Annotated in this window: 14 protein-coding genes and 1 pseudogene; 10 read left to right on the forward strand and 5 right to left on the reverse strand. The window is 65.2% G+C overall.

What is annotated here, in order from left to right; genetic code table 11:
* Nucleotides 1-138: 138 nt before the first annotated feature.
* The 3 genes and pseudogenes from D3872_RS00750 (at nucleotide 139) to D3872_RS00760 (ending at nucleotide 2,896) form a co-directional block, all read left to right on the forward strand.
* A pseudogene (locus D3872_RS00750) lies at nucleotides 139-1,444 on the forward strand (NCS2 family permease).
* 158 nt (nucleotides 1,445-1,602) lie between these two features.
* Entirely contained in the window at nucleotides 1,603-2,007 is a 405-nt protein-coding gene (locus D3872_RS00755; RefSeq protein ID WP_182915628.1) for a DUF4124 domain-containing protein, read from the forward strand.
* A 142-nt stretch (nucleotides 2,008-2,149) separates the two neighbouring features.
* Nucleotides 2,150-2,896, forward strand: coding sequence for a DUF481 domain-containing protein (locus tag D3872_RS00760; protein WP_119809005.1), 747 nt, complete (start codon nucleotides 2,150-2,152; stop codon nucleotides 2,894-2,896).
* Here D3872_RS00760 and D3872_RS00765 read toward each other — a convergent pair.
* Both D3872_RS00765 and D3872_RS00770 read right to left on the reverse strand, forming a co-directional pair.
* Nucleotides 2,884-3,132, reverse strand: a complete 249-nt coding sequence (locus D3872_RS00765) for a DUF1579 family protein (protein WP_119809006.1) — start codon at nucleotides 3,130-3,132, stop codon at nucleotides 2,884-2,886. The genes D3872_RS00760 and D3872_RS00765 overlap by 13 nt on opposite strands.
* 9 nt (nucleotides 3,133-3,141) lie before the next feature.
* On the reverse strand, nucleotides 3,142-3,555 hold the full coding sequence (locus tag D3872_RS00770) for a GFA family protein (protein WP_119809007.1): 414 nt from the start codon (nucleotides 3,553-3,555) through the stop codon (nucleotides 3,142-3,144).
* 181 nt (nucleotides 3,556-3,736) lie between these two features.
* Between D3872_RS00770 and D3872_RS00775 the strand changes: the two genes are divergently transcribed.
* The 3 genes from D3872_RS00775 (at nucleotide 3,737) to D3872_RS00785 (ending at nucleotide 5,250) form a co-directional block, all read left to right on the forward strand.
* Entirely contained in the window at nucleotides 3,737-4,144 is a 408-nt protein-coding gene (locus tag D3872_RS00775; protein WP_119809008.1) for a hypothetical protein, read from the forward strand.
* 189 nt (nucleotides 4,145-4,333) lie between these two features.
* Nucleotides 4,334-4,795, forward strand: a complete 462-nt coding sequence (locus D3872_RS00780; protein ID WP_119809009.1) for an RrF2 family transcriptional regulator — start codon at nucleotides 4,334-4,336, stop codon at nucleotides 4,793-4,795.
* 80 nt (nucleotides 4,796-4,875) lie between these two features.
* Nucleotides 4,876-5,250, forward strand: coding sequence for a group III truncated hemoglobin (locus D3872_RS00785; RefSeq protein ID WP_119809010.1), 375 nt, complete (start codon nucleotides 4,876-4,878; stop codon nucleotides 5,248-5,250).
* An 11-nt stretch (nucleotides 5,251-5,261) separates the two neighbouring features.
* On the opposite strand, the gene D3872_RS00790 is transcribed toward D3872_RS00785, so the two are convergent.
* Nucleotides 5,262-6,644, reverse strand: coding sequence for a DUF1565 domain-containing protein (locus tag D3872_RS00790; protein WP_119809011.1), 1,383 nt, complete (start codon nucleotides 6,642-6,644; stop codon nucleotides 5,262-5,264).
* Nucleotides 6,645-6,871: 227 nt separating this feature from the next.
* On the opposite strand from D3872_RS00790, the gene D3872_RS00795 reads away from it, so the two are divergent.
* From D3872_RS00795 to D3872_RS00810, 4 genes are all read left to right on the forward strand, one after another.
* Nucleotides 6,872-8,104, forward strand: coding sequence for a 3-methyl-2-oxobutanoate dehydrogenase (2-methylpropanoyl-transferring) subunit alpha (locus tag D3872_RS00795; protein ID WP_119809012.1), 1,233 nt, complete (start codon nucleotides 6,872-6,874; stop codon nucleotides 8,102-8,104).
* A gap of 35 nt (nucleotides 8,105-8,139) precedes the next feature.
* Entirely contained in the window at nucleotides 8,140-9,147 is a 1,008-nt protein-coding gene (locus tag D3872_RS00800) for an alpha-ketoacid dehydrogenase subunit beta (RefSeq protein WP_119809013.1), read from the forward strand.
* Nucleotides 9,147-10,442, forward strand: a complete 1,296-nt coding sequence (locus D3872_RS00805) for a dihydrolipoamide acetyltransferase family protein (RefSeq protein WP_119809014.1) — start codon at nucleotides 9,147-9,149, stop codon at nucleotides 10,440-10,442. The genes D3872_RS00800 and D3872_RS00805 overlap by 1 nt, the downstream gene beginning before the upstream one ends.
* A 105-nt stretch (nucleotides 10,443-10,547) precedes the next feature.
* Nucleotides 10,548-11,915: an amino acid permease gene (locus D3872_RS00810; RefSeq protein ID WP_119809015.1), complete on the forward strand. Its 1,368-nt coding sequence runs from the start codon at nucleotides 10,548-10,550 to the stop codon at nucleotides 11,913-11,915.
* On the opposite strand, the gene D3872_RS00815 is transcribed toward D3872_RS00810, so the two are convergent.
* On the reverse strand, nucleotides 11,912-12,259 hold the full coding sequence (locus tag D3872_RS00815) for a hypothetical protein (RefSeq protein ID WP_182915629.1): 348 nt from the start codon (nucleotides 12,257-12,259) through the stop codon (nucleotides 11,912-11,914). The two genes, D3872_RS00810 and D3872_RS00815, sit on opposite strands and share 4 nt — an antisense overlap.
* 99 nt (nucleotides 12,260-12,358) lie before the next feature.
* Nucleotides 12,359-12,748 (reverse strand): cation:proton antiporter (locus D3872_RS00820; protein ID WP_182915630.1); only part of this gene is annotated, 390 nt, incomplete at its 5' end.

Here is a 12,748-nt window from a genome sequence, read left to right on the forward strand (position 1 = left end):
GTGTCGATCCGCCATGTTATCAAATCGGCAGGCGTCGCGCGACTGGTGTACTCATCCGTATATCCATGCATCGGCGTATGATATTGATAACACGGCAAGGCGCAAGCCGCAGCCGCGCAATCAGACCAGGAGAGCAAGGTGTCATTTCTGAACAACTATTTCAAGCTGCGCGAAAGCGGCACCGACGTACGCACCGAGGTACTGGCGGGACTGACCACCTTCCTGACGATGGCCTACATCATCTTCGTCAATCCATCGATTCTCGGCGATGCCGGCGTGCCCAAGGATGCGGTGTTCGTCGCGACCTGCCTGGCGGCCGCGATCGGCAGCATGATGATGGGCCTGTATGCCAACTATCCGATCGCGACGGCGCCGGGCATGGGCCTGAACGCCTACTTCGCCTACACCGTCGTGTTGGGCATGGGCATTCCCTGGCAGACCGCCCTCGGGGCCGTGTTTATTTCGGGTTGCCTGTTCATCCTGGTCAGCGTTTTCGGCTTGCGCGCAATGATCGTCAATGGCATCCCGCACTCGCTGCGCACCGCCATCACCGCCGGCATCGGCCTGTTCCTCGGGCTCATCGCGCTCAAGGGCGCGGGCATCGTGGTCGCCAATCCGGCCACCATGGTCACCGCCGGCGACCTGCATGCAGCGCCCGCCATCATGGCCATCCTCGGCTTCCTGCTGATCGTCACGCTCGACCGCCTGCGCGTGCGCGGCGCCATCCTGATCGGCATGCTGGCCGTGACGGCCGCCAGCTTCTTCTTCGGCGGCAATACCTTCAAGGGCATCGTGTCCGCGCCGCCGTCGCTCGCGCCAACCTTGCCCAGCCTGAGTCAAGGCGCCTATCGGGGTCGCATCCTGAACGTGGTGTTTGGTATTCTTCCTGAGTTGAAACTGTTCGACGCCCCGGCAACCCATGATGGACGTGGCCAAGGCGCAGCCGGCCTGCTGGTCGAGGGCAAGATGGACGCGCTCAACCGACGCGACTGCTGGCCGAACAAGCGCCGCCATCTGGTGGCCGGTCGGGACGGTCACGTCGAGCACCAAGCGCCTTCATCGAAATCAGCCGCGTGCAGGCCGGCGGGCGCACGGCCCTGACGCCTGTGGTGGTCGTGAGCTGTTCCTGGCCATGCTGTTCATCGCCGCTTGACCGGCGTGGTGCCCGCCTACGCACCGCGCCGGCGCTGCTCTTTCGTTGCTGCGCTGATGATGGCGAGACATCGGCGAACATATCGAATGGAACGAGACCACCGAAGCGGTGCCTGCCGCGATCTGCGCGCTGGCTATTCCCTTTACCTACTCGATCGCACACGGCATCGCCTTCGGTTTCATTACCTACGCGGCGCTCAAGCTATGCACCGGCCGCGCGCGCGAAGTGAAACCCATCGTGTGGGTCATTGCGGCCGCGTTCACCTTCAAATACGCCTATGTCGGCGCGTGAAGCAGGGCTTGTCCCGGCGTGGTCCGACACGGCGTCAGCCGCGTCCTACGTACAGACAAGCCGCTGTGAAAACTTGTAAGGATGACAGCGTGAAGTAACGAACAGAGGGGGCACCTGGTGGCGCGCAGAATGGTATGCAACGCACACGGGAGCCAATCATGAACAGCCGCGCTGTCAGCCATACCATCATCATCGCCGGACTGGTATTCGCATCAAGCACTTTCGCCGGCACCGACATCGTCAGATGTACTGACGACGAAGGCCACGTTACGCTGACCGACCGTCAGTGCGACAGCGGCGCCGAGGAAGTTCTCCTGTCGAGCTCCCCTGCCCCGGCAGCGGTGCCGGCCGAGCCCTTGTCCGCTGCGGCCCGCAGTGCACCCGACGGCTACCAGATCAAGGCGCTGCCGCCGGCCCCGCGCATGCGCGCATCGACCTACGCCAAGCTGCAGCCACCCGGGCGAGCGCTGGCGCGCGACGTCCTCACAATGCAACAGGCCCGCCGCACATTGATGCTCCTCGACAGCAATATGCCGGTTCGCGCCGTGGTCGCGCGTCGGTAAAGATAAGCAGCGTTGGCCCAGCTATATTGACAGTTAGCGTGTGTTGACAGCAGGATGAGGCGATCCAATTCGCATGCCGGTGCGCGTTTTGGCAAGTTGTTCGGGTACAATACTGCACACCGACAGCAGCCCGGATTCGTCCATGAAATACTTCCCCTTACTCGCGCTGGCCGCGGCCGTGGTGCACGGCGGCGCTTGCGCCGGCGACAACGCCCACGCATCGACCTGGAACACATCCGCCGAGCTCGGCGCGATCACTACCTCCGGTAACACGGCCGGTACTTCGGTCACCGGCAAGATCGACGCGCGCCAGGAACTGGCGGACTGGAGCAACCAGTACATCGCGGCCGGATTCTTCAAGGAAGATGAAAAGCGGCTCAGCAACGGCCAGACTGTGACGGTCAAATCGGCCGAACGCCTGTCGCTGTCGGCCAAGGCAGCCTACAAGCTGATGGAGGACGGCAAGAAGCTGTTCGTGCTCGGCACCCACGTCGACGACAAGTTCGGCGCTTACACCACCTACACGACGATGGCGGTCGGCCACGGATGGGGCTGGGACAATGCAACCGACAAGCGCATCGACCTGGAAGTCGGTCCGGGTTATTTCAGCGGCACCCGTGCCAACGGCGAAGAGGAAGCCGGCTTTACCGTGCGCGGCGCGGCGGCCATGCGCTGGCGGCTGAGCCCATCGGCACAGTTCTCGCAGACCGTCAGCGTCGAACGCGGCACCTCCAACGTACACTCGATCGCTGAGGCTGCCCTGAGCACCAAGATCAACGGCACCATGCAGATGAAGGCGGCATTCGCGGCCCGTAACGATACCAACGTGCCGATGAACAAGAAGAACACCGACACCCAGACTTCGCTGACCCTGGTCTATTCCTTCTGATTCAAGGCGCGCGGGTATATTCCGCCGATCGTCAGCACCATCTGGGCGCTGCCCTCGCCGGGCATCTTGCCTTCGCCTTCGGCCACGATCCAGAAATTGCCCAGCGCCCGCACATGGTCGGTGCCGGTCAGCGCTTCGGACGGGCCGTCGGGCATCTGCGCAGTTGCTTCGTACGTCCAGTTTCCCACCAGCTGCTGCAGCCAGCGGTGCTGTTCGGTCACGGTCTCCTTGTCCATGCATTCTCCTCAGCTTGCGTCCCGGCCATCGGCACGGCTGCGCGGGAATTCGGGCAGCCCGTCCCTGGTCACCATCCAGCTCAGCCGGTGATGCACGAAGGTGTGGTCGTCCGGGCGGGTAGATTCCGGATCGTCCAGGCTGCACAGCGTGATGTCGATGTCGCCCGGATAGTCGTCATGCTGGTAGGTCAGCTGAGTGCCGCACTCGGCGCAGAAGCCGCGCGTGGCATGCAGGCTCGACCTGTACTGGGCCGGCGTGCCCGTGATGATGCTGAAATCGGCCAGCGGCACGCTGAACCATGCGACGCAAGGCGCTCCCGCCGCCCTCCGGCAGGTCGGGCAGTGGCAGGTGGTGGCGTGGAAGACCTGCTCCGCCGTCTCGTAGCGAACCGCACCGCACAAGCAGCCTCCGCTCAGCACCATTTCAGCCTCCTGGCTGGACACAATAACAAGCATCAGTGTAAGCCAGTTCGGCGCCGCCCCGCCGCCCGTTTCGCGCGCGCACCGGCTGCCGGCAAGGCAATGTGGCTCGTGTCCGCATGGTCCGCGCGCGCCTGGCCGATGTAGAATAGGAATCCCTTTTCCAACTCCTGGCGCGACGTCCATGCTTCAAGCTGTTCCGTTCCCGATCCGGGTCGAGTGCCCGCCAGGCGCCTGCGTCTGCGACCGCGACAGCCTGCTGGCCGATCCGCAGGCCGACATCCGGGTGCTGCGCCTGACCCGCGAGGAAGAAAAGAAACTGATCGAGCGCATCGAAAGCATCGCCACCTACGACGACCTCAAGCGCATTGGCGAGCGCATGCGCGAGTTGCTGGGCATCGGCCTGAACATCGTGCCCAGCGCGCGCGGCGTGCGCACCGTGCGCGGCTTTACCATCCAGCTCGAGGAGCGTCCCGGCCTGTGCCGCAAGACAAGACAGGCGATTCCGGCAGCCGTGCGCAAGTGCCTGGAACGCCATCCGGACATCGCTTACGCAATCCTTGACGCGCACGACCTGCTGGGCAGCCCGTAAGGCGCGCGGGCTAGACCGGCGTCATTCCCCGGTCATTTTTCGGGTCTACCATGGGGTCGTTGGCGGTATGCGCCTGCATGCCCCACAGGTTAGTCCGGTGGCCTCAAACACCGGCACCACATTTTCTGCGCGCATGCTGGCCGGTGCTGCTGTATGATGCGGCGTTAACCGAACGCAGTATCGACCAGCATGCGACTGACCACCTTCACCGACTACACCCTGCGCACCCTGCTGCATCTTGGCATGCACCGCGAGCGCCTGGTGACCATCCAGGAAATCGCCGACCTCCACGGCATTTCCAAGAACCACCTGATGAAGGTGGTGTACCAGCTCGGGCAGACTGGCGTGGTCGAGACCCTGCGCGGACGCAACGGCGGCCTGCGCCTGAAGCTGGAACCCGAGCAGATCAACCTTGGCGCCATCGTGCGCGCCACCGAAACCGACTTCTTCATGGCGGAATGCTTCGCCCCGGGTGGCTCCGACTGCGGGCTGAGCCCCAATTGCGGCCTCAAGCCGGTGCTGGCCGACGCCACCCGCGCCTACCTCGACGTGCTCGACCGCCAGACCCTGGCGTCGGTGCTGCCCGTGCCACGGACGGACTCGGCGCCGGTCAAGTTCTACCCACGCAGCGAGAGCGAACAAGCCGCCTGACCTGGACAGCATTGGGCTAGCCTGTTTGCCGCAATTAATGTAGTATTTTGTTTCCATGTTAAACGCCCGAGCCGGACACCATGTACGATGAACTGAACAAGGCCGCGATTAGCGAGCTGGTCCACGAGTTTTACGGCGACGTCCGGCGCGACCCGCAGCTGCTGGCCATTTTCGACGCGGCCATCGGCGACAACTGGACGGCCCATCTCGGCCGCATGGTCGAATTCTGGTCCACCGTCATGCTCGCCACCCATGAATTCAAGGGCAATGTCTACGGTACGCACATGGCGATCGGCGGCGTGGTTCCCGACCATTTCCAGCGCTGGCTGGCCCTGTTCGAAGCGGCCGCGCGCCGCCTGTTCGTCCCGGCGCTGGCCGAGGAATTCCTGGTGGTGGCGCGCCGCATCGCCGCCAGCCTCCAGTACGGTTTCTTCGGCAGCGTCGAAGTTCACTGAACGCCCTTCCCTCAGTGCTGGAAGGCGCCGATGTCGTAGCCGGTGCGCGCATTGCGCGAGCGGCCCGCGAAATCGGTGCTGGCCGCGTGCGCAGGCGTCGCCTGGCCGACTGCCGGCGAGGCCCCGGAAGGCTTCAGCTCCGGCGTCCCCGATAGCAATTCCGCCACGAACAGCGGCGGCGCACTGACCGTCCCGGAATGCGTCAGTCCGTTCTTCAGCCTCCAGTTGTAGCGCGAGTTGTTGTAGACCAGGTTGTTGCGGTAGGCATTGTTCACCCCCGTCCTGCCCTGCTCCGAAATCCCAATCCGGTTGTCGTACACGATGTTGCTGTACACGGCTGTATGGTCGTTCGGCCCCCTGGTGTGATAAAAGTTCCCGCCGCCGACGATGATGCCCGTGTTCGAGCGCGTCACGGTATTGTTGGTGATGACCACGTTATTGGCGTCGTGCCACAGATGGATGCCTGCTTCGGCCACGCGGTAGACCACATTGTTCTTCACGCTGCCCGAGGTGCTGACGTAAATGCCCTGCACGAAGTGGCAGCCTGCCGGGCCGATGTCGTGCACCAGGTTCGAGATTACGTCGGAATGTACGCCGTGGTAGTAGCTGTCGATGCCGATCGCGGCGCCGCCGCCGGCGTTGCAGCCGATGCCCTGCGCGATATGGTGCACCCGGTTGTTGCGGATCGCATCGTAGGAGCCGCCGTTGTAGATGCCATGCGTCCAGCGCACGCCCGACTCGTAGTTGCTGCCGTCCACCTCGAAGCCGACGATGTCGACGTAGCTGCCGCGGTTGTCCCAGCCCGCCCTCGTTCGCGAGCCCTTCGGGGGCACGATTTTCGCGCCCCATTTGCTGGTTGATATATACGAGATGCGCGCATCGGCCCTGCCGTTCGCAGTGGTGCGGAAGCCCCCGTTGTAGACGCCGGGCGCGACCAGCACCGCAGTGCCGGGGCCGGCCAGCCTGGATGCCTTCGAGATCGTCCGCAGCGGCCTGGCCTCGGTACCGGGATTGCTGTCGGAGCCGTTCGGCGCCACGTACAGCGTCTTCGCCCCTGCCTGCGCCAGCGTGACGGCGGCGGGCGGCTCCGGCGCGGGTTCCTGCACTGGCGGGGCGTAGCCGGCCAGCGTGAAGCCCCCGGCGGGCGACTCCATCCCGCCGGGACCATCGTCCTCCACGGTCACATCCGGCACATCTTCGTCGCCCGGCAACGCCGGCGGCGCCACCGGCACAGGCTCGGGGTCTTCGCCCGGATCGGGCGCCGGTACTTCCGCGTGCGTCGTGGCGGGCGTCGCCAGGGTGGACTCCACGCCTGACGAACCGCCGCTACAGGCCGCCAGCGAAGCCAGCATGGCGCAGGCGAGCACCGGCACAAGATCGGTCAATTTCTTCATTTTCTTTTTCCCCTTGGCTAAGCGATTGGCGCGGCCGATCGTGCACGCTCCGCGCGCATGGGTGCGCTACAGTGCTAGACAAGCGCAAGGCGTGATTGGTTCGCCTGGCAGCCGGTTTCGCACCTGCGGATATCGCAGTGCAACATGCAAACTTGCGTAATTTGCATGCCAAGCCCGGCGCAATTTGTTATTCTTTTGGCGCACCACCTTACCAAGGGGAAGCAATAATGAGCCAGAGTAAGCCTCTGTCTTTGCATGTTCCGGAGCCCACCGGCCGTCCCGGATGCAAGACCGATTTTTCCTATCTTCGCGTCAGCGCGGCCGGCGCCGTGCCGCGCCCGCAGGTCGACGTGTCGCCTTCCGAAACCGGCGAGATCGCCTCGGCGCTGATCCGCGTGCTCGACGAGCACGGCAACGCGCTCGGCCCATGGGCGCCCGACGCCAGCGACGAGCTGCTGCGCTTCGGCCTGCGCACTATGATGAAGACGCGTATCTTCGACGCCCGCATGGTGATCGCCCAGCGCAAGAAGAAGATCTCCTTCTACATGACCTCCCTCGGCGAGGAAGCGCTCGGCACCGCCCAGGCGCTGGCCCTGCAGGACGGCGACATGTGCTTCCCGACCTACCGCCAGCAAAGCCTCCTGATGGCGCGCGAAGTGCCGCTCAAGGAGATGATCTGCCAGCTGCTGTCCAATGAATGCGACCCGCTCAAGGGCCGCCAGCTGCCGGTGATGTACTCGGTCAGGCGCGCCGGCTTCTTCACCATCTCCGGCAACCTCGCCACCCAGTTCGTTCAGGCGGTAGGCTGGGGCATGGCCTCGGCCATCAAGGGCGACACGAAAATCGCCTCCGGCTGGATCGGCGACGGCGCCACCGCCGAATCCGACTTCGCCACCGCGCTTACCTTCGCCCACGTCTACCAGGCGCCTGTCATCCTCAATGTGGTCAACAACCAGTGGGCGATTTCGACCTTCCAGGCGCTGGCCGGCGGCGAGAGCGTGACCTTCGCCGCGCGCGGCGTCGGCGCCGGCATCGCCTCGCTGCGGGTGGACGGCAACGACTTCCTGGCCGTGTATGCGGCCTCGCGCTGGGCCGCCGAGCGCGCGCGCAGCAACCTGGGGCCGACCCTGATCGAGTGGGTCACCTACCGCGCCGGGCCGCATTCGACCTCGGACGATCCGTCCAAGTACCGCCCGGCCGACGACTGGACCAACTTCCCGCTGGGCGACCCGGTGGCGCGCCTGCGCCGGCACCTCACCAGCCGCGGCCTGTGGTCGGACGAAGAGCACGACGCCACCCACAAGGCGCTGGAAGCCGAAGTGGCGGCGGCGCAGAAGGAGGCCGAGTCGCACGGCACCCTGGGCCATGGCACCGGCCCGAGCGCGGCGTCGATGTTCGAGGACGTCTACAAGGAGATGCCAGAACACCTGCGCGTCCAACGTCAACAACTGGGAGTCTGAGCGTGGCACAAGACAAAGAACCGGCAGGCGTGCCGATGACCATGATCCAGGCCCTGCGCTCGGCGATGGACGTGATGCTGGCGCGCGACGACAACGTCGTCATCTACGGCCAGGACGTGGGCTATTTCGGCGGCGTGTTTCGCTGCACCGACGGCCTGCAGGCCAAGTACGGCAAGTCGCGCGTGTTCGACGCGCCCATTTCCGAAGGCGGCATCGTCGGCACCGCGGTCGGCATGGCGGCCTACGGGCTGCGCCCGGTGGTCGAGATCCAGTTCGCCGATTACTTCTACCCGGCCTCCGACCAGATCGTGTCGGAAGCGGCGCGCTTGCGCTACCGCTCGGCCGGCGACTTCACCGCATCGATGACGATCCGCATGCCTTGCGGCGGCGGCATCTACGGCGGCCAGACCCACAGCCAAAGCCCGGAGGCGATGTTCACCCACGTTTGCGGCCTGCGCACGGTGATGCCGTCCAATCCCTACGACGCCAAGGGCTTGCTGATCTCCGCCATCGAGAACGACGACCCGGTGATCTTCCTCGAACCCAAGCGCCTGTACAACGGGCCGTTCGACGGCCACCACGACAAGCCGGTGGTGCCGTGGTCGCAGCACAAGCTGGGCGAAGTCCCGGAAGGCTACTACACGGTGCCGCTCGACTCGGCCTCGGTATTCCGTCCGGGCCAGGACCTGACCGTGATCACCTACGGCACCATGGTGTTCGTATCCGAAGCGGCGGCCCTTGAGACCGGCATCGACGCCGAGATCATCGACCTGCGCAGCATCTGGCCGCTCGACCTCGACACCATCGTCAACTCGGTGAAGAAGACCGGCCGCTGCGTGGTGGTGCACGAAGCCACGCGCACCAGCGGCTTCGGCGCCGAGCTGGTGGCGCTGGTGCAGGAACACTGCTTCTACCACCTGGAAGCGCCGATCGAGCGCGTTACAGGCTGGGACACGCCCTATCCGCACGCGCAGGAATGGGCTTACTTCCCCGGACCGGACCGCGTCGGGGCGGCATTCAAACGTGCGATGGAGGCGGCATAATGGCAATTCATGTGATCAAGATGCCCGACCTGGGCGAAGGCATCGCCGAAGTCGAGATCGTCGGATGGCACGTGGCGCCCGGCGACGACGTGCAGGAAGACCAGGTGCTGGCCGACGTCATGACCGACAAGGCGACGGTCGAGATCCCGTCCGCTGTCAAAGGCAAGGTGGTGGCGCTGGGCGGCAGCGTGGGCGAGGCGCTGGCGGTTGGCGCTGAACTGATCCGCATCGATACCGGCGGCGAAGGCCAGGCGCCCGCGCCGCAGCCAGCCGCTGCCCCAGCCCCCGCACCGGCGCCCGCACCTGCTTCCGAACCGGCGCCTGCTCCGGTCAAGGCGCCCGCTCCGGCCGCGGCCCTTGCTCCCGCAGCGGCCACGCCGGCGCCATCGGCGATGGGCGAGAAGCCTCTGGCTTCGCCATCGGTGCGCCAGCGCGCCCGCAGCCTCGGTATCGACCTCCAGAGCGTGCATGGAACCGGGCCTGCCCGCCACATCACCCACGCCGACCTTGATGCTCTCCTGTCGCGCGGCGCGCAAGCGCCCGGCGCGGCGACACGCCCCATCGCGCCGGGTGCGGGCAACCGCTACGCGCAGCTGAACGAGGTGACGGCCGTCCCCGTGATCGGCATGCGCCGCCGGATCGCCGAGAAAATGCAGGACGCGAAGCGCCGCATTCCCCACTTCACCTATGTGGAAGAAGTCGACGTTACCGAAATCGAGGCGCTGCGGGTCCAGATGAACGCGCGCTGGGGCGCGCAGCGGGGGAAACTGACCCTGCTGCCGCTGCTGATGCGCGCCGTGGTGCTGTCGGTGCGCCGCTACCCGGACGTCAACGCGCGCTTCGACGACGACGCCGGCACTGTCGCGCGCTACCAGCCGGTCCACATCGGCATCGCCACCCAGACCGACGCCGGCCTGATGGTGCCCGTGGTGCGCAACGCCGAAGCGCGCGACCCGTGGGCCAGCGCCGGCGAAGTGTCGCGGCTGGCCGACGCAGCCCGCAGCGGCAAGGCCGCGCGCGAGGAGCTGTCGGGATCGACCATCACCATCACCAGCCTCGGAGCGCTTGGCGGCATTGTCACGACGCCGGTGATCAACCACCCGGAAGTGGCGATCGTCGGCGTCAACCGCATCGTCGACCGGCCGGTCATCCGCGACGGCGCCATGGTGGCCCGCAAGATGATGAACCTGTCCTGCTCTTTCGACCACCGCGTCATCGACGGCATGTACGCGGCCCAGTTCGTGCAGGCGATCCGCGGCTATCTCGAAATGCCGGCCACGCTGTTCATCGAGTAGCGCCATGCGCTGTTCCGCCATGTTTGCGCCGTATTGACGCACGCATGGCGGGCGGAACCGGGCCGCATGCTTTAGAATTACCGGCTTTGGCAATCAGGTACCCCCATGACCGCACCCGGTAACAACGATCTGAAACGCGGTCTCAAAAGCCGTCACATTCAACTTATCGCCCTCGGCGGCGCCATCGGCACCGGCCTTTTCCTGGGCATCGCACAGACCATCCAGCTGGCCGGACCGTCGGTCCTGCTTGGCTACGGCATCGCCGGCGTGATCGCTTTCCTGATCATGCGCCAGCTGGCCGAGATGGTGGTCGATGAACCGGTGGCCGGCTCGTTCAGCTATTTCGCCGATAAATACTGCGGCCAGCTCGCAGGCTTTTTATCGGGCTGGAACTACTGGGTGTTGTACATACTGGTCAGCATGGCCGAGCTGACCGCGGTCGGCATCTACGTCCAGTACTGGTGGCCGTGGATTCCGACCTGGGCGTCGGCGCTGGCCTTCTTCATCGTCATCAACAGCATCAGCCTGGCCACCGTCAAGGCCTTCGGCGAGATGGAATTCTGGTTCGCCGTCATCAAGGTGGTCGCCATCGTCGCGATGATTGCCTTCGGCGTCTACCTACTGGCATCCGGCGAGGCAGGGCCGCAGGCAGGCGTCGACAACCTGTGGCGCCACGGCGGATTCTTCCCCAACGGCGTTGGCGGGCTGGTGATGGCGATGGCCGTCATCATGTTCTCGTTCGGCGGGCTGGAGCTGGTCGGCATTACCGCGGCAGAGGCGGAAGATCCGTCGCGCACCATCCCGAAGGCGACCAACCAGGCCATCTACCGCATCCTGATCTTCTACATCGGCGCGCTGGGCGTGCTGCTGTCGCTGTATCCGTGGCAGAACGTGGTCACCGGCGGCAGCCCGTTCGTGCTGATCTTCCATGCGCTTAACAGCGACGTGGTGGCCAACGTGCTCAATATCGTCGTGCTGACGGCGGCCCTGTCGGTGTACAACAGCTGCGTGTACGCCAACAGCCGCATGCTGTACGGCCTGGCGCTGCAGGGCAATGCGCCGCGCGCGCTGCTGACGGTGAACAAACGCGGCGTGCCGCTGGCCGCGTTGGGCGTATCGGCGCTGGCCACCGGGGCTTGCGTGTGCCTGAACTACTTCATGCCGGGCGAAGCCTTCGGCGTGCTGATGGGCCTCGTGGTATCGGCGCTGGTGATCAACTGGTCGATGATCAGCTGGATCCACCTGCGCTTCCGCGCCCGCAAGCGCGAACTCGGCGAGGCGACCGCCTTCCCAAGTCCGGCCTTTCCTGCCGCCGACTACCTGTGCCTGGCCTTCCTGGCCGCGATCCTGGTGGTGATGTACCTGACGCCGGAGCTGCGCATCTCGGTCTATATGATACCGGCGTGGCTTGGCCTGCTCGGCATGGGCTACTGGGCCAGGCAGCGCAAGATGGCCACCCGGCAGAACGCTTAACGCCCGCCTCGGAATCCGCGCCCGCCGTGGTGGCCGCGGAACCCGTGCTGATTCCCCCGGAACCCATGATGGTGGCCCCTGAACCCGTGATGGTGGCCTCTGAATCCGTGATGGCCGCCCCGGAACCCATGATGGTGCCGGTTTCCGTGGAAACCGTGGTCGTAGAAGCGGAAGCCCAGATCGAGCGTGACGGGTGGCCCGACGTAAGTCGGATACCCGTAGGCGTAAGGGTTGGGATCGTGACTGGAATAAGGCGGCGCGTAGACGGCGCATCCGGTTGCGCTTGCCGCCAGCAGTAGCGAAAAGATCAGGCGTTTCGCCGCGCCCTTCAGACTGGTGTTCATGGCATTCATCCAACGGTGACGCTTTTATTGTAGCCGCGCGTCCGCCGTTTTCAATGCCGCTGTTGCGCGCGGCCGCAAAGCGCCGCGCGCAACGGTGAATCAGGCAGGAGCCGGGACCGAGGGCGGCACCGCCTTCTGGCGACTGTAAATACGCTCGAACACCGGCGTCGTCACCAAGGTCGTAATAATCGCCATCATGACCATAATCGCAAACAGGGCCGGCTCGATGATCCCGCGCTGCAGGCCGATGTTCAGGATGATCAGTTCCATCAGTCCGCGCGCATTCATCAGCGTACCTACCGCCATCGCTTCGCGGTGCGACTCGCCGTTCAGGCGCGCGGCGCCGTAGCAGGCCACGCCCTTGCCGACGGTCGCGGCCAGCAGCACGACCAGCGTCAGCATCCACAGGTAAGGCGTATTTACAAGTCCGATCTTGGTGTTCAGGCCGGAGTATACGAAGAACACCGGCACCAGGAGGGATGTGGTCAG

It is taken from the genome of Massilia cavernae (assembly GCF_003590855.1).
Lineage (GTDB): Bacteria > Pseudomonadota > Gammaproteobacteria > Burkholderiales > Burkholderiaceae_D > Telluria_A > Telluria_A cavernae.

What these genes read in the sequence shown, in the direction of transcription:
- D3872_RS00755 (WP_182915628.1), top strand. Translation starts at nt 1,603, where the DNA reads ATGAACAGCCGCGCTGTCAGCCATACCATCATCATCGCCGGACTGGTA.
- D3872_RS00760 (WP_119809005.1), top strand. Translation starts at nt 2,150, where the DNA reads ATGAAATACTTCCCCTTACTCGCGCTGGCCGCGGCCGTGGTGCACGGC.
- D3872_RS00765 (WP_119809006.1), bottom strand. Translation starts at nt 3,132, where the DNA reads ATGGACAAGGAGACCGTGACCGAACAGCACCGCTGGCTGCAGCAGCTG.
- D3872_RS00770 (WP_119809007.1), bottom strand. Translation starts at nt 3,555, where the DNA reads ATGGTGCTGAGCGGAGGCTGCTTGTGCGGTGCGGTTCGCTACGAGACG.
- D3872_RS00775 (WP_119809008.1), top strand. Translation starts at nt 3,737, where the DNA reads ATGCTTCAAGCTGTTCCGTTCCCGATCCGGGTCGAGTGCCCGCCAGGC.
- D3872_RS00780 (WP_119809009.1), top strand. Translation starts at nt 4,334, where the DNA reads ATGCGACTGACCACCTTCACCGACTACACCCTGCGCACCCTGCTGCAT.
- D3872_RS00785 (WP_119809010.1), top strand. Translation starts at nt 4,876, where the DNA reads ATGTACGATGAACTGAACAAGGCCGCGATTAGCGAGCTGGTCCACGAG.
- D3872_RS00790 (WP_119809011.1), bottom strand. Translation starts at nt 6,644, where the DNA reads ATGAAGAAATTGACCGATCTTGTGCCGGTGCTCGCCTGCGCCATGCTG.
- D3872_RS00795 (WP_119809012.1), top strand. Translation starts at nt 6,872, where the DNA reads ATGAGCCAGAGTAAGCCTCTGTCTTTGCATGTTCCGGAGCCCACCGGC.
- D3872_RS00800 (WP_119809013.1), top strand. Translation starts at nt 8,140, where the DNA reads ATGACCATGATCCAGGCCCTGCGCTCGGCGATGGACGTGATGCTGGCG.
- D3872_RS00805 (WP_119809014.1), top strand. Translation starts at nt 9,147, where the DNA reads ATGGCAATTCATGTGATCAAGATGCCCGACCTGGGCGAAGGCATCGCC.
- D3872_RS00810 (WP_119809015.1), top strand. Translation starts at nt 10,548, where the DNA reads ATGACCGCACCCGGTAACAACGATCTGAAACGCGGTCTCAAAAGCCGT.
- D3872_RS00815 (WP_182915629.1), bottom strand. Translation starts at nt 12,259, where the DNA reads ATGAACACCAGTCTGAAGGGCGCGGCGAAACGCCTGATCTTTTCGCTA.